This window comes from Saccharothrix deserti (assembly GCF_009769385.1).
In the GTDB taxonomy this organism is placed as follows: Bacteria; Actinomycetota; Actinomycetes; order Mycobacteriales; family Pseudonocardiaceae; genus Actinosynnema; species Actinosynnema deserti.
The window spans coordinates 358,435-378,292 of the sequence record NZ_VKAB01000002.1; the positions used below are offsets into that span (position 1 = coordinate 358,435).

Annotated in this window: 20 protein-coding genes; 9 read left to right on the forward strand and 11 right to left on the reverse strand. The window is 71.4% G+C overall.

Annotation, left to right across the window (positions count from 1 at the left end; translation table 11 throughout):
* Nucleotides 1–113: 113 nt before the first annotated feature.
* The 3 genes from FM051_RS16345 to FM051_RS50520 form a co-directional block, all read right to left on the reverse strand.
* A complete protein-coding gene (locus FM051_RS16345) occupies nt 114–1,736 on the reverse strand; it encodes a tannase/feruloyl esterase family alpha/beta hydrolase (RefSeq protein WP_338019477.1) in 1,623 nt (540 codons plus the stop codon).
* 140 nt (nt 1,737–1,876) lie between these two features.
* Nucleotides 1,877–2,404: a hypothetical protein gene (locus FM051_RS16350; protein ID WP_158843799.1), complete on the reverse strand. Its 528-nt coding sequence runs from the start codon at nt 2,402–2,404 to the stop codon at nt 1,877–1,879.
* 181 nt (nt 2,405–2,585) lie between these two features.
* The gene (locus FM051_RS50520) at nt 2,586–2,744 is read right to left on the reverse strand and encodes a hypothetical protein (protein WP_202918863.1); all 159 of its coding nucleotides are present in this window, start codon (nt 2,742–2,744) and stop codon (nt 2,586–2,588) included.
* A 17-nt stretch (nt 2,745–2,761) separates the two neighbouring features.
* Between FM051_RS50520 and FM051_RS16355 the strand changes: the two genes are divergently transcribed.
* The 3 genes from FM051_RS16355 to FM051_RS16365 are packed head-to-tail and all read left to right on the forward strand — an operon-like array spanning nt 2,762 to nt 5,203.
* Nucleotides 2,762–3,394 (forward strand): hypothetical protein, encoded by a 633-nt coding sequence (locus FM051_RS16355; RefSeq protein WP_158843800.1) that lies wholly within the window; start codon nt 2,762–2,764, stop codon nt 3,392–3,394.
* A 43-nt stretch (nt 3,395–3,437) separates the two neighbouring features.
* Nucleotides 3,438–4,274 carry a TIGR02452 family protein gene (locus tag FM051_RS16360; protein ID WP_158843801.1) on the forward strand — a complete coding sequence of 279 codons (837 nt, stop codon included), beginning with the start codon at nt 3,438–3,440 and terminating at the stop codon, nt 4,272–4,274.
* Nucleotides 4,271–5,203 (forward strand): hypothetical protein, encoded by a 933-nt coding sequence (locus FM051_RS16365; RefSeq protein WP_158843802.1) that lies wholly within the window; start codon nt 4,271–4,273, stop codon nt 5,201–5,203. Before FM051_RS16360 ends, FM051_RS16365 begins: the two co-directional genes overlap by 4 nt.
* On the opposite strand, the gene FM051_RS16370 is transcribed toward FM051_RS16365, so the two are convergent.
* Together FM051_RS16370 and FM051_RS16375 are read right to left on the reverse strand one after the other, a co-directional pair.
* Nucleotides 5,196–6,047, reverse strand: a complete 852-nt coding sequence (locus FM051_RS16370; protein ID WP_158843803.1) for an ABC transporter permease — start codon at nt 6,045–6,047, stop codon at nt 5,196–5,198. The genes FM051_RS16365 and FM051_RS16370 overlap by 8 nt on opposite strands.
* The gene (locus FM051_RS16375) at nt 6,044–6,937 is read right to left on the reverse strand and encodes an ABC transporter ATP-binding protein (RefSeq protein WP_158843804.1); all 894 of its coding nucleotides are present in this window, start codon (nt 6,935–6,937) and stop codon (nt 6,044–6,046) included. Before FM051_RS16375 ends, FM051_RS16370 begins: the two co-directional genes overlap by 4 nt.
* A 125-nt stretch (nt 6,938–7,062) precedes the next feature.
* Between FM051_RS16375 and FM051_RS16380 the strand changes: the two genes are divergently transcribed.
* A complete protein-coding gene (locus FM051_RS16380; RefSeq protein WP_238412426.1) occupies nt 7,063–7,752 on the forward strand; it encodes a MerR family transcriptional regulator in 690 nt (229 codons plus the stop codon).
* Here FM051_RS16380 and FM051_RS16385 read toward each other — a convergent pair.
* From FM051_RS16385 to FM051_RS16395, 3 genes are all read right to left on the reverse strand, one after another.
* Nucleotides 7,734–9,188, reverse strand: coding sequence for a serine hydrolase domain-containing protein (locus FM051_RS16385; protein WP_158843805.1), 1,455 nt, complete (start codon nt 9,186–9,188; stop codon nt 7,734–7,736). The two genes, FM051_RS16380 and FM051_RS16385, sit on opposite strands and share 19 nt — an antisense overlap.
* A 93-nt stretch (nt 9,189–9,281) precedes the next feature.
* Complete coding sequence (locus FM051_RS16390; RefSeq protein ID WP_158843806.1) at nt 9,282–10,049, reverse strand: class I SAM-dependent methyltransferase; 768 nt, start codon at nt 10,047–10,049, stop codon at nt 9,282–9,284.
* A gap of 9 nt (nt 10,050–10,058) precedes the next feature.
* Nucleotides 10,059–10,838, reverse strand: coding sequence for a glycoside hydrolase domain-containing protein (locus FM051_RS16395; RefSeq protein WP_158843807.1), 780 nt, complete (start codon nt 10,836–10,838; stop codon nt 10,059–10,061).
* A 267-nt stretch (nt 10,839–11,105) separates the two neighbouring features.
* On the opposite strand from FM051_RS16395, the gene FM051_RS16400 reads away from it, so the two are divergent.
* From FM051_RS16400 to FM051_RS16415, 4 genes are all read left to right on the forward strand, one after another.
* Nucleotides 11,106–12,431, forward strand: a complete 1,326-nt coding sequence (locus FM051_RS16400; protein WP_158843808.1) for a glycoside hydrolase family 6 protein — start codon at nt 11,106–11,108, stop codon at nt 12,429–12,431.
* Between the two features lie 51 nt (nt 12,432–12,482).
* Nucleotides 12,483–12,971 (forward strand): MarR family winged helix-turn-helix transcriptional regulator, encoded by a 489-nt coding sequence (locus tag FM051_RS16405; protein ID WP_158843809.1) that lies wholly within the window; start codon nt 12,483–12,485, stop codon nt 12,969–12,971.
* Between the two features lie 73 nt (nt 12,972–13,044).
* Complete coding sequence (locus tag FM051_RS16410; protein ID WP_158843810.1) at nt 13,045–14,478, forward strand: DHA2 family efflux MFS transporter permease subunit; 1,434 nt, start codon at nt 13,045–13,047, stop codon at nt 14,476–14,478.
* 133 nt (nt 14,479–14,611) lie between these two features.
* Entirely contained in the window at nt 14,612–15,817 is a 1,206-nt protein-coding gene (locus tag FM051_RS16415) for an MFS transporter (RefSeq protein ID WP_158843811.1), read from the forward strand.
* On the opposite strand, the gene FM051_RS16420 is transcribed toward FM051_RS16415, so the two are convergent.
* Nucleotides 15,814–16,635 carry an alpha/beta fold hydrolase gene (locus FM051_RS16420; RefSeq protein WP_158843812.1) on the reverse strand — a complete coding sequence of 274 codons (822 nt, stop codon included), beginning with the start codon at nt 16,633–16,635 and terminating at the stop codon, nt 15,814–15,816. The genes FM051_RS16415 and FM051_RS16420 overlap by 4 nt on opposite strands.
* A 74-nt stretch (nt 16,636–16,709) precedes the next feature.
* Between FM051_RS16420 and FM051_RS16425 the strand changes: the two genes are divergently transcribed.
* Entirely contained in the window at nt 16,710–17,747 is a 1,038-nt protein-coding gene (locus FM051_RS16425; protein ID WP_202918864.1) for a sigma-70 family RNA polymerase sigma factor, read from the forward strand.
* Nucleotides 17,748–17,765: 18 nt separating this feature from the next.
* Here FM051_RS16425 and FM051_RS16430 read toward each other — a convergent pair whose 3' ends face one another.
* Together FM051_RS16430 and arfA are read right to left on the reverse strand one after the other, a co-directional pair.
* Nucleotides 17,766–18,290 (reverse strand): nucleoside/nucleotide kinase family protein, encoded by a 525-nt coding sequence (locus tag FM051_RS16430; RefSeq protein ID WP_158843813.1) that lies wholly within the window; start codon nt 18,288–18,290, stop codon nt 17,766–17,768.
* 61 nt (nt 18,291–18,351) lie between these two features.
* Nucleotides 18,352–19,854, reverse strand: coding sequence for an arabinosylfuranosidase ArfA (gene arfA, locus FM051_RS16435; protein ID WP_158843814.1), 1,503 nt, complete (start codon nt 19,852–19,854; stop codon nt 18,352–18,354).
* Between the last annotated feature and the right edge of the window lie 4 nt (nt 19,855–19,858).

Sequence of the window (19,858 nt, forward strand, 5' to 3'; positions counted from 1 at the left end):
TCCCACCCCCGGTCTGCCCCGAACCGCGCGCCGATCGCTCAGCGCCATCCGGGGTAGCCCGATCGTGGGCGTTTAAAACGCGGAAGTCCGAAATTTCCGGTTCGGCGAGGGGGTCAGGGCGCGACCGGGCCGGGCTTGCGGTGCAGGTAGAGGCCGACCCAGTCGACCGCGTCACCGGTCGGGCCGGACGGCGGTGCGGGCTCGAAGTTCGCCGCGTCGTCGATGCTGCCGGTGCCGTCGTACCGGGCGGTCAGCGGGTACGGGAACACCGGGCGGGTGCGGACGACCTCGCCCGAGGCGTCGCGGCCGGTGGCGAGGATCCGGTCCGGCGCGGTGCCCTGCTCGACCCACGCCAGCAGTTCGCGGATGGGGTCGACGCCGGTCAGCTTGTCGCCGCCGCCGCAGTGGTACATGCCGGGCACCATGAACACCCGCGCCCAGCTGCGGATGTCGTCGTCGCCCCGCGCGAGTCGCTCGTAGTAGTCGAGCAGGCCGCGCGGCGGGATGCCCTGGTCGCCCCAGCCGTGCCAGAGGATCAGCCTGCCGCCCGCGCGGCGGAATTCGCCCAGGTCGAGGCTCATCGCGCTGCCCCGCACGCCCTCGGCGTTGAGCCGGATGAACTCCTGGACGGTGAACCCGATGTCGGCCAACGACGAGTGCGGTGTGCCGATCGGGTAGCCGATCTGCTTCAGGAAGTTGTCCGCGAGCCGCGCCGACAGGGTGGGGTTGCCCGATTCGTCGGGGACGAGCCAGCCCAGCCAGGCGAGTTCGGAGCCGCGTTCCTGGCCGGCCGGGTAGAGCCGGACGCCGTGGGCGTCGGTGGGGCCCGCGTACAGCCTGCGCACCACGTCGACCTGCGCCGGGGTGAGGCACGTCGGCTGGTCGGCGCCGGCGGGGCAGAGCAGCGGGGCGGGGTCGTAGTCGCACCGGCGCGGGTCGTCGATCTGGCCGTCCACCAGGCCGTCGATGCGGTCGCAGTGCCGCATGACGGCGTCGTGCAGCGCGGGCAGCTGGTCGGCGGTGAGCACGGGCCGGCCGTTCGGGTCGGTGTTGGTGCGCGACAGCCACGCCTGGTAGATCATCACCGGGCTCTGGTAGTTGGCGGGCGAACCGGCGATGATGCCGTCGAAGTCGTGCGGGTAGCGCTGGGCCAGCAGCAGCCCTTCACGGCCGCCGTTGGAGCAGCCGGCGAAGTACGAGAACGCGGGCGGCTCGCCGTAGAAGTCCTCGATGACCCGCTTGGCCGCCATCGACACCACGTGCGGGGCGCGGAACGCGAAGTCGTCGCGGGCTGCCTGGTTGGCGGCGGCCCACCTGCCGTCGCTCGACCGCATCGGACCCTGCCCGACGTGGCCGCCGTCGGTGGCGGCGACCGCGAGGCCGCCGATCTCCGGGCCGCAGTCGGGGAACGCGGGCGGCACGAGTTCACCGCAGAGGCCGCCGCAGCCGTACTGCAGATAGCGGCCGGTGTAGTCGGTGGTCGGCAGCTTCAGCTGGAACCGCACCTCGGGCTCGACGTACCCGAGCACGGCGCAGTGCGCGGGCTCGTTGCGCTCCGGCACCGGTTCGGCCTGCGTCACGTGCGCGCGGGTGCCGGGCAGGTCGAACTCGCCCACCAGCTCCGAGCACTCGGCCACGGGCCGGATCGTCGTGCCCTCCTCGGCCGGCGCGACGGCGACGACGACGGCGGCCAGCAGGGAGGCCATCGACCCGACGACCACAACCCAGCGGATCACTCGCACCTCCTCCGCGCCCATTCTGCCGATCGATCACGGGGCGTCCCGACAGCGGGGTCGATCACCCGACGGCGGTCGGGGGCTCGTGCGGAGTATTCCCTGTCGCGGGCCGGTTTCGAGGCGGGTGCGGGGAATCGGGGCTACGGGCGGGGTGTGAGGACCGCGACGCTCGCGATGTCGTCCAGGTAGCCGGCGGTGAACCCGCCGGTCACGGTCTCCGTCTCCGCGATGACGACGGTCACGCCGTCGAGCACGTCGGAGTCGTAGTTGTGCGCGGTGAACGGCACGTCGTTGATCTGCAGCAACGATCCCGACAGCGGGGTGATGTCACCGGTGCCGTGGATGTCCTCGACCCGCTTGAACTCGCGGGCCTCGGCGCGGTCGTCGAACTCGATCCACGCCATGAACACGACGATCGTGCCGCCCTTGTCGTCGGTGAGCGTGAACAGCATCCGGTCGAGCGCGGCGCACGGCGTGGCCTTCAGCAGCTCCTGCACCTGGCCGAACGAGTGCGGCGCGCACTCACCGTCCGCTCTGGTCGCCCGGTCCACCACGCGCAGGCCCGTGTCCTCCCAGATGTCGTCCGGGTCGGGCACGGACAGCCCGCCCGCGCCGGCGGCGAGCGCGCCGGCCAGCGCCGCGGTCGCGACCACCCCACCGGTTCCCACGAGCCGCCTCCTCCACCGCCGCCGGGCACCTGTCCCCCACTGGTACCCGGTTCGACGGTAACTCCCACCCGTCGGCGGCCGACAGTGTCAGGACCCGAACGCCTCGATCACCGACGCTGTGTCCACGCTGCCGTCGGTCCTGCTCGGCGGCGGCCCCATCACGAGGGGCGGGGTCGGCGGGTCATTCGGGTGCGCCGGGTTGGTCGACCCGGGCGTGCAGCCGTTCGCGGATCTCGTCGGGCGTGTAGGCGCGGCGTTTGCGCTCCGCGCGCGCGATCACCACACCGGTCGCCGCGACACCCGCGACACCGGCCAGGCCGAGCAGCTTCCACCAGCGCATCTGCCTAGGCTACCGGGATGGCTGGAACGAAGATCGGTCTGGACGAGGCGGTCGAGCTGACCCGAACCGGCGACGTGTGGCTGTTCCGCGGCACCTCGGTGGCCGACCGGGCGATCCGGGTGACCACCAACAGCCCGGTCAACCACGTGGGCATGACCGTGGCGGTCGAGGACCTGCCGCCGTTGATGTGGCACGCCGAGCTGGGCCGCTCGCTGCCGGACGTGTGGACCGGCACCCACCACCGCGGGGTGCAGCTGCACGACCTGCGCGAGGCGGTGCTGGTGTGGGCGCGGAAGTACGGGCAGCGGGCGTGGCTGCGCCAACTGGACCGTGCGACGACCCGTGAGGAGGACGACGCGGTGTTGAAGACGGTGGCGCGGCTCAACGGCACGCCGTTCCCGTCGACCGCGCGGCTGGCCACGAGGTGGCTGCGGGGCAGGTTGCCGAACCTGCGGAAGGCGGCCGACACCACGTTGGAGACCGCGTACTGCGCGGAGGTCGTCGCGGTGACGTACGAGGCGATGGGGCTGCTGCCCTCCGGCCGCCGGGCCAACTGGTACGACCCGGGCCGGTTCTGGAGCGGTGACGAGCTGGACCTGCTGGGCGGCGCGCGGTTGGGCGAGGAGATCGCGGTGGAGATCCCGGCCTGATCTCGTTTGCGGGCGGTGGGCGTCGACGCTCACGATGACCGGCGTGAGCAGTCGACTGCGGGCCATCGCCCGGGACACGGTGGCCATCGCGGAACGCGGTTCCTACCGGGTCGGGACGGGCGAGGTCGACGTGCGCGCGGACGTCGCGCACGCCGTGGCCGGAACCCGTCTCTACGCGCCGGACGATCCGCTCGTGCTGCCGGAGCCCGTCGGCGACGCGCGGATCGACGTGACGAACGAGTCGACGTTGGCCGCCACCCGGCGGCTGGGCGGCGACGTCGCGTGCCTGGTGTTCGCGTCGGCGCGCAACCCCGGCGGCGGGTTCCTCAACGGCGCGCAGGCGCAGGAGGAGAGCGTGGCCCGCGGTTCGGCGCTGTACCCGTGCCTGTTGGCGGCGGGCGACTTCTACGCGCACCACCGCGCGCACGCCGAGCTCACCTACAGCGATCGCGTGATCTACTCGCCGTCCGTGCCGGTGTTCCGGGACGACAAGGGCGCGTTCCTGCCGGAGCCGTACCGGGTCTCGTTCCTCACCGCCGCCGCGCCGAACTTCGGCGCGATCGTGCGCGGTCAGCCCGAGCACGTGGCCGCTGTTCCCGCGGTTCTGCGGCGGCGTGCGGCACGTGTTCTGCGGGTTGCCGCCGCGCACGGGCACCGGCGGCTGGTGCTCGGCGCATGGGGGTGCGGTGTGTTCGGCAACGACCCGGCGGTCGTGGCGGCGGCGTTCCGCACGTCGTTGCGGGACAACCGGTTCTTCGACCACGTCGTGTTCGCCGTGCTGGACCGGTCGCGGGACACCCCTGTCCTTGCCGCGTTCGCCGACGCCTTCGGCGAAAACGGGCGTGGAGACCGGCCCGTCGCCCTACCATCCGATCGGTGAACAGGCGTTCAAGCGTGGCGTTGGTGGCGGTCCTGCTGGCCGGGTGCGCCGCCGAGGCCGACGTGCCGCAGTCGCCGCCGGCGACCGGGCTGCTCGGCGCGCTGGCGGGCGCTCGGGCCACCGACGAGTCGTCCGTGCTGGTCGAGTACGGCGACGTGGCGGCCGTCCGGGCGCTCCTGGTGAAGGACGCCGGGCGCTTCGGCCCCTTGCAGGGCTACGGGTATTCGGACCTCTTCGGGCGCAGCCGGGTATTGCCGGATCTGCTCGGGTTCGACCCGACGCTGGCCACGACGGCGCTGCGGGTCGGGCAGCCGCCGACGTGGGCCGCCGTGCTGCGCATGGACGTCGACGTGGCGGCGGTGGACGCCAAGCTCGCCGCGCTGGGCGGTCGACGTGCCGATTCGGGCACCTGGACCACCGCCGGCGACGGCGAGCCGAAGTCGGACGGCCCGTTGGCGCGGGCCGGGATCGTGACCGGGTTCCAGCAGGTCCGCGTGGAGGCGGGCGCGGTGACCCACTCCCCCACCGGCGAGGCGTTGAAGTGGATCACCGAGCCCTCGGGTGACGGGTCGCTGGCCGCGGACCCCATGATCGGGGAGCTGGCGCGGTGCCTGGGCGAGGTGTCGGCGGCGTTGATCAGCAAGCCGAAGAGCGGGCTGCCGGTGGCGGCGGGCGTGCGCACGACCCCGGCGGGTGAGGCCACCGAAGTCGTGTGCGTGCCCGACGAGAACCCCAACGCCCTCATGGACCGCGTGCGGACCAACCTCGAAGCCGCGCCCTGGTCGGCGACCCTGCCCGGTGCGACGGCCGACCAGCCCGCCGACCAGACCGGCGTGGTGCGGGTGCTCGCGCCGACCGCACCGGACGCGAGGATCGGCCGGGTGCTCGGGTCGTTGCAGCGCGGTGAGCTGACGACGTTGTTCAGCTAGGCCTTTGCGCCACCTGCTCCCGGCGCGCCGCGACCGAGGAGCCCGATTCACGGCGTGCCATGCGGCGCAACACCACGGGCGCCAGCGCGAAGCCGACGACGGCCCAGGCGCCGAGCGCGACCACGGTTTCCAGGTGCCGCCACGAGCCGCCGATCTCCGCCGCCGCGAGGGCGTCCGGCAGCAGGGCCGACCGGAGGCCGAGTCCCAGCCAGTACATCGGGAACGCCTGGCCGATCCACTGCAACCACCCCGGCAGCGCGGTGATCGGGTAGAACACGCCCGACACCACCACCATGCCCATGATCAGCAGGGTGACGAAGCCGAGGCTCTGGGTGTTGCCGAACAACGCGCCCAGGATCGTCCCGATCGGCAGGATCGCGAGCAGGCCGAGCACCAGCACCCAGCTCAGCGTCAGCCACGTCGACACCCGGCCCGGTTCCAGGCCGTCGAACACGAGCACCGCCGGGACCAGCACGAGCACCAGCAGGGCGGTCGTCACCGCCGCCTTGCCGAGCACCTTGCCGACGACGTAGGCGAACACGCCGTTCGGGGTGGCCTTCGCGCGCAGCAGCGTGCCGTCCTCGCGGTCCATGGTCAGCGCCAGCGCCAACCCCATCAGGCCGGTGAACACGGCGTGCATCGCGAGGATGCCGGGCACCGCCTGCGCGCCCAGCGGGAAGTCGACACCCGGCACCGAGCCGTCGCCGAACGCGTACATCACGACCAGCGCCACCACCGGCAGCCACAGCCAGCCCATCAGCTCGCCGGCGTTGGTCATGGTCTGGCCGAACTCGATCCGCCCACGCCGCACGCCGGCGCGCACGGCCACCGCCCGGGGGTTCACGCGGTCACCAGCTCGGACTGCTCGGACTCGCGGACCAGCGCCAGGTAGACGTCCTCCAGGCTGGGGCGGCGCACCTCCAGGTCGTCCACGGCCTTGCCGTGCTCGGCGAACAGCTCGCGCACGTACCCGGTGGAGTCCGCCACGGACAGCACGTGCTCCTCGCCGTCGAGGCGGTACCGCACCTCGGCCTTGCCCGCGATCCGGGCGGCCAGTTCCGCCGCCGTGCCGTCGGCCACGACGCGGCCGGACACCAGGATGACGATCCGGTCGGCCAGTTTCTCCGCCTCGGTCAGGTCGTGCGTGGTGAGCAGGATCGTGGTGCCGGACAGGCGGCGCACCAGCTCGTGGAACTCCCGCCTGGCCTCGGGGTCGAAGCCGACCGTCGGCTCGTCCAGGAACAGCAGGTCCGGCCGTCCGACCAGACCGACCGCGACGTCCAGCCGCCGCCGTTGACCGCCGGAGAGGGTGCCGATCCTCTTGTCGCGGTGCCCGGTGAGGCCGACGACGTCGATCAACTCGTCCGGGTCGAACACCCGCTCCCGGTAGGGCCCGTAGAACAGGCTCAGGTAGGACAGCAGTTCCCGCACCCGCCACCGGCCGTGGTCGCGCCACGATTGCAGCACCACGCCCAGCCGGGCCCGCCACGCCTCGTCGCCGTCGTCCGGGTCCACGCCGAGCACCCTCACGTCGCCCGCCGACCGCTTGCGGAAGCCCTCCAGGATCTCGATGGTCGTCGTCTTGCCCGCGCCGTTGGGGCCGAGCAACGCCACCACCTCGCCGGGTCCGACGGTCAGGTCCACTCCCTTCAGGACGTCGGTGGAGCCGTACCGCATGCGCAGGCCGCGCGTTTCCACAACCGACGGTTCCCGCTGGTCGTCGTTGGTTTTCATGCCTTCAACCGTATCGTTGAAGTTCGTTGTTGAGACTTTTCGGGAATCTCCTCCGGCCCAGCTGGGTAGACTGCCTCGCAACCTTCAAATTCGGTTGAAGTCGACTGCCTACCGGGGGTGCCGTCGTGCAACTGCGTCCAGTGGACCTCGCACGGGTGGCGGGCATCTCGGCCCAGCAGGTGCGCAACTACCTGGACGCGGGGGTCCTCCCGCCGGCCGAACGGTCCCCGGCGGGTTACCGGATGTTCGACGAACGGCACCGGCAGGCATTGGTGACGTACCGGGCGCTGGGTCGGGGTTACGGGTGGGACGCGGCCAGGTCCATCATGCGCGCGATCCACGCCGGCTCGCCGGCCCTGGCGCTGGCGCGGATCGATGCGGTGCACGCGGCAGTGCACGAGCAGCGGCAGGCGTTGCGGGCCACGGCCGAGGCGCTGGAGGCGGTCGCCGGACACCCACCGGACACCGTGCCGCGAACCGGTCTGCGGGTAGGGGAACTGGCCGCCCGGCTGGGCATCCGCCCGTCGGCGCTCCGGGTGTGGGAGACCGCCGGCCTGCTGGCCCCCAAACGCGACACGGACCACCACCGCCGCTACGGCCCGACCGACGTCCGCGACGCACGCCTGGTGGCCACACTCCGGCAAAGCCGGTACCCGCTGCCCGTGATCAAGCCGATCATGGACCAATTCCGCAGCTCGGGCGGCACCGAAGCGCTGCGGGACGCCATCACCGCCCGAGAAGCCGACCTGACCCGCCAAGCGATGGCGATGCTCGAAGCCGCCACCGCCCTGCACGGCTACCTGCCCCGGGACTGACCGGTCGTCCCGGTCGCCGAGCGCAAGCGGATCAGGCGGGCGATCGCGGTCGTCGTGCCGGACAGTGCCAGTAAGAGGAGGGTGATCGTCAGTGGTGCCGCGAAGTAGGTCAGTTGGGCCCAGGTCACGGTGCGGCCGTTCACCACGATCGAGATCAGGTCCGGGTAGGCCGCGAACACGGCCGCCGGCAGGAGTAACGGGACGAAACGCGGGGCGACCCGCCACGGCGCCGCGCCGGCACGGCGTCGTGCCCACCGCTGTGAACGCCACACGCCCAGGACGCCGAGTCCCACGGCTGCCAACGCGATCAGGCCGAGCACCAGTTCGACGAGCTGTCGGCCGCCGCCGACCTCGTCCGGTTGCCGTCCCTGGCTCAGCGCGACCAGCCCGTTGAGGATGTCGTACGTGTCGTCGTGCAACGACGCGCTGTTGGTCATGACCGCGACCCCGTACCCACTGCCGGGCACGACGGCCTGCACCGCCGCGTAGGTGAACAGGTTCCCGGGGTGCACCAGCATCTCCACGCCACCCGGGCCCTCGTCCGGCATCCAGCCCATGGCGTAGTCGTCCACAGTGGACGATGTGTGCATGGTTCGCAGGCCCTCCGGCGACACGAGCTGCGCACCGTTGCCGGTCTGGCTGATCAGCCACTTGCCCATGTCCGCGGCCGTGGTGATGACTCCGCCGCCGCCGCTGGAGTCCAGGAAGCCGGGCAGCTCGCGTCTGGAGAGCCAGGCGCCGAACACCGAGTTGTAGCCGTCGGCCGGTGCGATCTCCTGTGAGGACACCGTGCTGCGCGACATGCCCAGCGGGCCGAAGACCCGGTCCTTCAGGTACTCGCCGAAGGATCGGCCGCTCGCCACCTCCACCAGGCGGGCGGCCAGGTCGTAGTTGACGTTGCAGTACTCGTAGCGGGTCCCGGGGTCGGCGGCCAGCGACGCGGAACCCAGTCCGGCGGTGTACTCGGCGAGCGATGTCGCGTCCTCCAGGGCCGTCACGTCGATCGTGGTGTCGGAGAAGCCCGACGTCTGGTTCAGCAGGTGCCGGACCGTGACGTTCTCGTGGCGGGAGTCGGCCATGGTGAAGCCCGGTAACTGGTCGACGACCGGGGCGTCGAGCGTGATCCGGCCGTCCTCGACCAGGGTCATCACCGCCATGGCGGTGAACGACTTGCTGACCGAGGCGATCCGCATCGGTGTGTCCGCCGTGACGGGGGCGCCCGAGGAGTCGTGGCCGTAGCCGGCGGCGTGGACGAGTCGGTCGCCCTTGGTCACCACCACCGACAGACCGGGCAGTCCGGTGCCGTGCACGGCTTCGGCCATGTAGTCGTCGATGCTGGTCGGGGTCGGTTCGGCGTGGGCGGCCGGGTGCGGGGCAAGCGTTGCCGCGACGGCGATCACGACGCCGGCCAGCGGGCCGAGCAGGGTGGCTTTCATGGTTGTGAATCTAGGAATCGGTGCGGTGCCGGGACATCTGGCGATCGGCCAGAGTCACCCTTGACGAAAGTCATAGACGGGACTTGGCGACCGTCAGGGTTTGACGATCCGGTGGAACTCCGCGCCGGCGATCAGCCGGGTCCCGCCCGCCGGGTGGTCCTCACGGAGACCGCGCAGCACCCGGCTGCGGAAATCGGTGCGGTCCGCGGGGTCCAGCGCGTCGTACAGCCAACGGTTGCCGTGCGACATCAGCCACGCCCAGTGCGCCTCGGGCCCGTCGATCGGCAACGACACTTCGGTGGTGGTGCGGGAGACGTGGTGCAGGCCCGCACGATCGGCGCGGGATTCCCACGTCACCGGCTCGTACGGCGTCGAGTCGCGGACCCGGCGCGCGAACTCGTCCACGATCCTCCCGTACGCCGCCCACCAGCCGGCGTCCGCGCTGGGGCCCGGCACCGAGAACGCGAACACCCCACCGGGCTTGAGCACCCGCGCCACCTCGGCGAACGCCGCGTCGGCATCGGGCAGGACGTGCACGAGAAAACCGCTGAGCACCACGTCGAACGACGCGTCGGGCAGGTCGAGGTCCTGGGCGTCCAGCAGCCGCGCGGGCACTTCGGGCACGGCTTCGCGCAGCGCGTCGAGCATCGCCGTCGACACGTCACCCGCCACCACCGAACAGCCCGCCCGGACGAGCGCCGCGGTCACCGCGCCCCGTCCCGCGCCCAGGTCGAGCACCCGTGCACCGCGCGCCGGGCCCACCCACTCGACCAGCCGGTGGCCGAACGTGGCGAAGAACGGCACCGAGCGGTCGTAGTCGGCGGCTACCCGGTCGAACAGCTCGGCACCGAAATCGGTCACGTCCGGAGGCTAGGGCGCGGTCCCGCCGAGGGCGAACGGTTTTGCCGGGGGCACGTGGTCGACGGGCAGGTCCGTGGTGCCCCACGACGTGTCGGGGGTTGCGGCGACGTCCACGACCAGGTCACCGCCGTGGGTCACGAACCGCTCCGACAGCCACGACTTGCCGTGCGCGCGACCGTCGAGCGTCACGCCGTGCACGTAGACGTTGGAAGGCGACGCGCCGGGCGCGCTGACGGTGATGGTCGGCGCGCCGTCCCGGTTGATCCTGGCCTTGGGGGACATCGGGCTCGACAACAGCAGTTCCGCCCGGCTCGGCGTCTGCGGGTACACACCCAGCGCGGCGAACACGTACCACGCCGACATGGTGCCGAGATCGTCGTTGCCGGGCAGCCCGTTCGGACCGGTCCGGTAGACCTCGGAGGCGATCCCCGGTTCGAGCAGGGCGAGGAGCTGGGTGTGGGCGCGGTACTGGTCCCAGCCGGAGAAGTTGCCGTACTGGGCGCGTTGGCCGCGTTCCAGGCGGTGGACCCGGCGGTCGCTGCCGAGGTAGGTGCCGTCCACGTCGCTGGTCACGTTGGGTTGCAGGAACGCGTGGTAGAGGGCGGTGTAGAAGGTGGTGCGCCGCGCGTCCGTGCCGCCGGAGACCTCGACCGCGCGCAGCTGCCGCGCCCACTCGCGGCGGGCGTCGGCGGCGATGTCCTCCACGCCGTCGTGCGGGCGGATCTCGCGGTCCAGGTTGCGCCTGGCCGCCGAGGCGCTGGTGTACGAGATGCCGACGCGCACGCGCACGTCGTCGTCCTGGGAGGTGTCGAACGTGACGTAGCCGCCGGACCCGCCAGCAGAACGACCGCCAACCCCGCCGTGACCACGCGCACCGCGTCCCCCACCCGTCGACTGCCCAACGGTCTACCGAAAGGGACCCGCCGACCGGAAGCCTCGACGCGCTTTCTGTCCGCTGTTGTCATGGGAGCGCTCTCGAATGCGTTGACCCCGCGCGGTACGGTGTGAAGCACACCGCCTCCCTCACATCGTTGTGATCACCGGAGGTAGCAGTTCATGAGGTTCCTCATACGCGTCGGCCACCTGCTCACGGCGGTCGCACTGGCCGCCGGTCCGGCGGTCGGCACCGCGGAAGGCACGCCGACACGACGCGTGGACAACCCGTACCTGGGCGCCCGCGCCTACGTGAACCCGGAGTGGTCCTCGCACGCCGCCGCCGAACCGGGCGGTGCGGCCGTCGCCGGGCAGCCGACCGGCGTGTGGCTGCACAACATCGCGTCCCTCCACGGCTGGCACGGCCGGATGACCCTGCGCGCGCACCTGGACGAAGCCCTTCGCCAGAACGCCGACGTGATCCAGCTGGTGCTCTACGACCTGCCCGGCCGGGACTGCGGTCGGCTGTCCAGCAACGGCGAGCTGGGACCGGGCGAGCTGGCGCGTTACCAGCGGGAGTTCATCGACCCCGTCGCCTCGACCCTGGCCGACCCGGCGTACGCGCGGCTGCGGATCGTCGCGGTCGTGGAGCCCAACTCGTTGCCGTTCCTCGTCACGCACACCCAGCCGCGCCCGTGGGCCACCCCCCTGTGCGAGACGGTCAAGGCGAACGGCGCCTACGTCGAGGGCATCGGGTACGCGCTGGCGAAGCTGGGTGCGATCCCGAACGTGTACAACTACCTGGACATCGGCCACCACGGCAACATCGGCTGGGACGAAGACCGCCTGCCCACGCGGGACCTGCTGCTGAGGGCGGCGAACGCGGGCGGCAGCACGACGGCGAACGTGCACGGTTTCATCGCCAACACCGCCGACTACTCGGTGCTGCGCGAGGAGTTCATCGTCAAGGACGTCATCGCCGGCCAGCCGATCCTGCAGACCAGGTGGGTGGACTGGAACCCGTTCATCGACGAGCTGTCCTTTGTGGAGGTCTTCCGGCAGGAGCTGGTCGCGGCGGGCTTCCACCCGCGCGTCGGCGTGCTGATCGACACCTCCCGCAACGGTTGGGGCGGTCCGAACCGGCCGACCGGCCCCGGCCCGGAGACCCACGCGGAGGCGTACGTGGAGGGCGGCCGGATCGACCGCAGGCTGCGGATCACCAACTGGTGCAACCAGACCGGCACCGGTCTCGGCGAACGGCCGGTCGCGGCGCCGGCGCGCGGCGTCGACGCGTACGTGTGGATGAAGCCGCCGGGGGAGTCGGACGGCGCGAGCATCCCGTTGCCGATCGAGGACGAGGTCCACAACCGGATGTGCGACCCGCTGTACGAGGGTTGGCCGGGCGCGACCCCGAAACCGACCGGTGCGTGGCCGGACTCCCCACCGGCCCGGTACTGGCACTCGGCGCAGTTCCGGGAACTGCTGCGCAACGCCCACCCACCGCTGTAACCAGGTTTCTTGCGGATAATCCGGTGTTGTCCCGGTAGCTAGACTGGGGCCATGTCCGCCATGGCCCCAGCCCGCACCGAATCCGACCTGTCGTTCCTCCTCGAACACTCGGCGCACGTGCTGCGCACCCGGATGGCGGCGGCGCTGGCCGAGATCGGCCTGACGGCGCGCATGCACTGCGTGCTCGTCCACGCCCTCGAAGGGGAGCGCACGCAGATCCAGTTGGCCGAGGTCGGCGACATGGACAAGACCACGATGGTGGTCACGGTCGACGCGCTGGAGAAGGCGGGTCTGGCCGAGCGCCGGCAGTCCACCACCGACCGGCGGGCCCGGATCATCGCCGTCACCGAGAAGGGCGCGGAGCTGGCGAAACGCAGCCAGGAGATCGTGGACGGCGTGCACCGGGCGGCGCTGGAGTCGCTGCCGAAGAAAGATCGCGACGCCCTCCTGCACGCGATGAACCTGCTGGTCACCGGCCATTTGGCCACTCCCGTCGCGGGGTTCCAGGTCGCCCGACGGGTGCGCGAGAGCACCAGGTAAGCCCGAGAGGGATTGTCTGTAACAAAACTATCCGCTACGGTTCCTCCTGTCGTCGTCGGAACAGGAGAGACCCATGTCGTCCACCCTCGCAACACCGCTCGAAACGCCCCGCGTGAACCGCTGGTCCGCGCTGGTCGTGCTGTCCGCCGCGATGCTGATGACGATCCTCGACGGCAGCATCGTCACCGTCGCCATGCCCGCCATCCAGCGGGACCTCGGCTTCTCCCCCGCCGGCCTGAGCTGGACCGTCAACGCGTACCTGATCGCGTTCGGCGGCCTGCTGCTCCTGGCCGGCCGGCTGGGCGACCTGATCGGCCGCAAGACGATGTTCCTGGCCGGGAACGCCGTGTTCACCGCCGCGTCGCTGCTGGCGGGCGCGGCCACCACGCCGGGTCTGCTGATCGCCGCCCGGTTCCTCCAGGGCGCGGGCAGCGCGATGGCGTCGGCGGTCGTGCTGGGCATCCTGGTGACCCTGTTCACCGACCCGGGCGAACGGGCCAAGGCGATCGGGGTGTTCAGCTTCACCGGCGCGGCCGGGGCGTCCATCGGCCAGGTCCTGGGCGGCGTGCTCACCGACGCGCTGAGCTGGCACTGGATCTTCTTCATCAACCTGCCGATCGGCGTGGCCACCATCGTGCTGGCGCTCCGCGCGCTGCCGTCCGACCGGGGCGCGGGCCTGTCCGCCGGTGCCGACGTGCTCGGGGCGGCCCTGGTCACCAGCGGTCTGATGCTCGGCATCTACACCGTGGTCAAGGTCGAGCAGCACGGGTGGACGGCGCCGCACACCCTCGGCCTCGGCGCCCTGTCGGTCGCGCTGCTGGCCGGGTTCACCGTCCGCCAGGCGACGGCCGGGACACCGTTGATGCCGCTGCGCATCCTGCGTTCCCGCAACGTGACGGGCGCGAACCTGGTGCAGATCCTGACGTTGTCGGCGATGTTCGCCTTCCAGATCATCGTCGCGCTCTACATGCAGAAGGTGTTGCACTACAGCGCGCTCGCCACCGGTTTGGCGATGCTGCCGGCGGCGGTCGCCATCGGTGGTGTGTCGTTGTTCGTCTCGGCCCGCCTGAACACGCGGTTCGGTGAACGTGCGGTGCTGCTGGTCGGGCTGGTGCTGCTGCTGGGCGCGATGCTCAAGCTCACGACGGTCCCGGTGGACGCGGACTACGTCACCGACCTGCTGCCGGTGATGCTGCTGATCGCGGGCGGCGGGCTGGTGCTGCCCGCGCTGACCGCGCTGGGCATGTCCGACGCGAAACCGGACGACGCGGGCCTGGTGTCCGGGCTGTTCAACACCACCCAGCAGATCGGCATGGCGGTGGGCGTGGCCGTCCTGTCCACGCTGGCCGCCGCGCGGACCGAGGAGGAGTTGGCGTCCGGTGTCACCGAGCCCGCCGCCCTCACCGCCGGGTACCACGTGGCCTTCACCATCGCCGCCGCCCTGCTCGCCGCCGCTTTCGTGGTCACGGTGATCGTGCTGCGCAAGCCCCGGCACACCACCGTCTGACCGCCGTGTGAGCAGGGGCACGCGGCAGGTGGGGAACCGGCGGGGGCGGGGCCGGTAAAATCGTTTCAGTAGCTAACGAGTCAGCCAACCGTCGCGGTCACTGTCGACACGGGACAGATGACAGGAGCGACGCATGACCGCGACCACCCTTGAGTCCGCCGCGACCCGTCGAGGTGGCAAGGGCGGCAGGGCGGCCATGGCTGCGCTCGCGTTGGGCGGCTTCGGCATCGGCACCACCGAGTTCGCCACCATGGGGCTGTTGCCGCAGATGGCGGACACGTTCGGCATCTCCATCCCCACCGCCGGCCACGCGATCAGCCTCTACGCGCTCGGGGTCGTGGTCGGGGCGCCGCTCATCGCCGGGCTGGCCGCGAAGCTGCCGCGCAAAGGGCTGCTGATCGGCCTGACGATCGCGTTGGCGCTCGGCAACGGGCTGTCCGCCATCGCGCCGAACACGACGTTGTTGATGACCGCGCGGTTCGTGGCCGGGCTGCCGCACGGCGCGTTCTTCGGCATCGCCGCCGTGGTCGCCACCACCCTCGTGCCGCCGGAACGGCGTGGCACGGCGGTCGCCCGGATCATGGTCGGGCTGACGCTCGCCAACCTGATCGGCGTGCCGGTCGCCACCGCCGCCGGTCAGCAGATCGGGTGGCGCGTCGCCTACCTGGCGGTGGCCGTGATCGCGGTCGTGACGGCGCTGGCGGTGGCGAAGTGGCTGCCCCGCATCCCCGCCTCCGGTGACGAGAGCGTCGCCGCCGAACTCCGCGCGTTCCGCCGCCCGCAGGTGTGGTTCGCGCTGGTCACCGGCATGATCGGGTTCGGCGGCATGTTCGCCGTCTACTCCTACATCTCGCCGATCACCACCGAGGTCACCGGCCTGTCGCTCGCCGCCGTGCCGTGGGTGCTCGCGGTGTTCGGGCTCGGCATGACGATCGGCGCCACGGTCGGCGGGCGTTTCGTGGACCGTTCGGTCATGGGCACGGTGTTCGGCTCGATGATCGCGGTGACGGTCGTCCTGGTGCTGTTCGCGCTGACCGCCACCTCGCCGGTGATGGCGTTCGGCACCGTGTTCCTGATCGGGCTCGTGTCGCAGGTCCTGGCCTCGGCGCTCCAGGTCCGGCTGATGGACGCCTCGCCCGACGCGCCGTCGCTGGCGTCGTCGTCCAACCACTCGGCGTTGAACATCGCCAACGGCGCGGGCGCGTGGCTGGGCGGCCTCGCGATCAGCGCGGGCTGGGGTTACACCTCCACCGCGTGGGTCGGTGTGGCGTTGAGCCTGGCGGGGTTGGCGGTGGCCGCCCTGTCGGTCGTGGTCGACCACCGCCGGGTCACCGCCTAGCCCTCCTGAAGGACCTCGCGCAGCCTGGTCGCGAAGCGGTCCGGGTCGTCGGCGAAACCGATGTGGCCGCCGGGGAACCAGGTCGGCTCGATGCCGAGTCCCGCCGCGAGCGCCGTCGACGTGCGCACGCACAACTGCTCGCCCGAGTCCTCGCCGATGCCGATCACGATCCTGGTCGACGCCGAACGCAGCGCGTCGAAGTCGGGCACCCACTCGACGGTCGGCTTCAGCATGTGCGTGTACTGGTAGTGCTCGTCGGCGATGTCCTGCGGGTCGCGCTCGCCGCCGAACATGTGCTCGATGACCTCGTCGGGCATGTGCAGGTTGGCGATGAGCATGAACTTCCGCCACGCGCCCATGGTGTCGCCGGACAGGTAGGTGGCGATCATCTCGTCGGTCCACGCGAGCAGCTGCGCGCGGTCGTCCACCAGCTGGTCCAGCGGCGGCTCGTGCGGGATCGCGGTGCGCACGAGCTCTGGGTGCGCCTGGACGAGGGCCAGCACGCTGACCGCGCCGCCGCTGGAGCCGAGGACGGTCGCCGGACCGGCGTCCAGGTGGGTGATGAGCCTGGCCAGGTCGTCGGCGCGCATCTCCGGCGTCGAGTCCCGGTCCGGGTCGTCCACCTTGCTGCGGTTGATGCCGCGCGGGTCGGTGGTGAGCACGGTGTGGTCGACGGCGAGCAGGTCGGCCAGCGGCCCGAACGACCTGGCGTCCATCGGCGCGCCGACGAGCACCACGAGAGGACCCCGGCCGCGCACCTCGTAGTGCAGCAGCGCGTCGGGGACCCGCAGGGTGTCGATGGTGGCGGTCGTGGTCATCGGTTCCTCCTGGAACAGGTCTGAAATGCTCGATCGCAGGAAGTGACTCCCGGGGTGGGGCAGAATCGTCGCTCGTGAGCGAAGTTTTTTCGGCGCGGTCCGCGGACCGCGCCGCGGAGCCCGACCTGGCGCGGGCGCGCGAGGGTGACGGTGACGCGTTCACCCGTCTGGTGGAACCGCTGCGCCGGGAACTGCACGCCCACTGCTACCGCATGCTCGGCTCCACGCACGACGCCGACGACGCGCTCCAGGACGCCCTGCTCCGGGCGTGGCGCGGGCTGGCCCGCTTCGAGGGGCGCAGCTCGCTGCGGTCGTGGCTGTACACCGTGGCCACGCGGACGTGCCTGGACACCGTGGAGAGCCGGGGTCGGCGTGCCCTGCCCGTCGACCTGGGGCCGTCCAGTGAACGAACGGTGGTCGGGAACGCGCCGCTGGTCGACGTCGCCTGGCTCGGGCCGTACCCCGACGCGGGTCTCGGTGACGGCGGGCCGGATGGGCGTTATGCGCAGCGCGAGGCGGTCGAGCTGGCGTTCGTCGCGGCGTTGCAGCACCTGCCGGGCAACCAGCGGGCGGCGTTGTTGCTGTTCGAGGTGCTGGGTTTCTCGGCGGCCGAGATCGCCGCCATGATGAACACCTCGACCACGTCGGTGAACTCGGCGTTGGCGCGGGCCCGCCGGATCGTCGCGGAGAAGGTGCCTTCGCGCACGCAGCAGCAGACGTTGCGCCGGATCGGCGACGCCCGCACGCGGCAGGTCGTGGCCGACTTCTCCGCCGCGATGGAACGCGGCGACGCCGACGCGCTGGTCGCGCTGCTGACCGAGGACGTCACCTGGTCGATGCCGCCGCTGCCGCACTGGTACCACGGCATCGAGGCGGTCACCGACTTCGCCGTGCGCGTGCCGCTGACCAGCTGCCCGCCGTGGCGGCACGTCGCGACGAGCGCCAACGGCCAGCCCGCCGTGGCGGCCTACTTGTGGAACGAGGAGGCCGGGGCGTTCCTGGCCTGGTCGATCGACGTGCTGACGCTGCGGGACGAGCTGATCTCGGAGATCACGGCGTTCGTGGGGCCCGAGCACTTCCCGGCCTTCGACCTGCCACCTTCCCTCCCGTAAACACCCGTAGCGGGTGAGTCACCAGGCGGCGGCGTGCAGGACCTCGTGGGCGATCTCCTCGACCGACTTGCCGTCCGTCGGGACGCGGGCGGTGTGGGCCGGGGCTTCCTCGTCCAGCACGCGGGCCATCGCGAGGCTCCGCTCGATGTGCGACCCCAACTGTGAGCCGATCTCGCGGCGCGCGAGGCGTTCGCGGATCGTCGGCTCGGTGGCGGTGAGCAGGACGCAGGTGGACCGGATCGGGCCTGCTCCCATGGCGCGCCGGAGCATCGGTTCCTCCAGCACGCTCACCGTGTTCGTGTAGACGAGGCGGTGTTGGCCCAGGGCGGCGTAGTTGGACCAGATCGCCGCCAGGTTGCGTTCGGTGATCGCGGTGCGGTGGGGGTCGTCGGCGGGCGCCGGGTGGATCTGGTCCAGGAAGTCGCCCTCCACGAAGCAGTGCGCGGTTTCGCGGCTTTGCAGCAGTTGGGAGACCTCCCAGCCGACGCTGGACTTCCCCACGCCCGCGCCACCGCCGATCAGCAACAACTCACGGGTGATCATGGCTGACAGCCTTCCGGACACCGCGAGCCGGCGGGTGGCTCGCGGTGTCCGGAGTGGAGGGCTAGCGATCGGTGAGGCGGACGGCGGTCCACGACACGGGCGGCAGGACGACGTGGAGTTCGCCGTCGGTGATGTCGGCCGTCTGCGGCTGCGGGACGACGCGGTCCGGGTCGGTTTCGGTGTTGGTCGCCGAACCGTCCTCGTCGTGCACCGTCCACGCCTCGGCCACCGTGACCTCGCCGAACGCCGCCAGCCCGACCCGGAGGTCCACCGGCTCCGAGCGGTGCCGGTTCACCACGAACACCACCGTGTCACCCGTTTCGGGGTCATGCGTGGCCACCGCGTCGACGACGGGGACGTCACCGAAGCGCTTGGTCGAGTACGTCGGCGAGGACGTCTCCACCCGCAGCACCTGCCCCCGCGCCAACCGCGAGGTCAACGCGAACGGGTGGAAGGTCGTCTGCCGCCACGCCGGGCCGCCCGGCTCGCTGCGGATCGGCGCGATCACGTTGACCAACTGCGCCTGGCACGCCACCGCCACCCGGTCGCTGTGGCGCAGCAACGAGATCAGCAGGTTGCCGACGACCACGGCGTCGGTCACGTCGTACTGGTCCTCGATGACCCGGGGTGCGGTCTCCCACTCGGTGCGCGGCGAGTCCTGGAACCGCTTCATGTACCAGACGTTCCACTCGTCGAACGACAACGTGATCCGCTTGTCGCTCTTCAGCCGCGCGCCGACCGCGTCCGCCGTGGCCACCACGCTGTCGATGAAGTAGTCCATGTCCAACGCCGAGGCGAGGAAGCTGTCCACGTCACCGTCGATCACCTCGTAGTAGGCGTGCAGCGAGATGTGGTCCACCTCGTTGTACGCCAACTCCAGCACGGTGGACTCCCACTCGCCGAACGTCGGCATGGACGAACTCGAACTGCCGCACGCCACCAGTTCCAGCCCCGGCTCGGCCTGCCGCAACGCCCTGGCCGTCTCGACGGCCAGCCGGCCGTACTCGTGCGCGGTCTTGTGGCCGAGCTGCCACGGGCCGTCCAGCTCGTTGCCCAGGCACCACAGCTTCACGCCGTGCGGCGCCTTCGACCCGTTGGCCCGGCGCAGCTCCGACAGGTGCGTGCCGCCTTCGTGGTTCATGTACTCGTGCACGTCGAGCGCCTCGGCCACCCCACGCGTGCCGAGGTTCACCGCGTACATGACCTCGACGTCGGCCTTGCGCGCCCAGCGGACGAACTCGTCGATGCCGACCGCGTTGGTCTCGATGCTGTGCCACGCGAGGTCGCGGCGGACGGGACGCTCGGCGGCCGGGCCGACGCCGTCCTCCCACCGGTAGCCGGACACGAAGTTGCCGCCGGGGTAGCGGACCAGTTCGACCCCCATCTCACGGGTCAGTTCCAGCACGTCACCCCGGAAACCGTCCTCGTCGGCGGTGGGGTGGCCGGGTTCGTAGATGCCGGTGTACACACAGCGGCCCATGTGCTCGACGAACGACCCGAAGAGCCGGCGTCGCACCGGCGCGATGACGTAGTCGGGGCTGAGGGCCAGGGATGCCTTAAGCACGGTT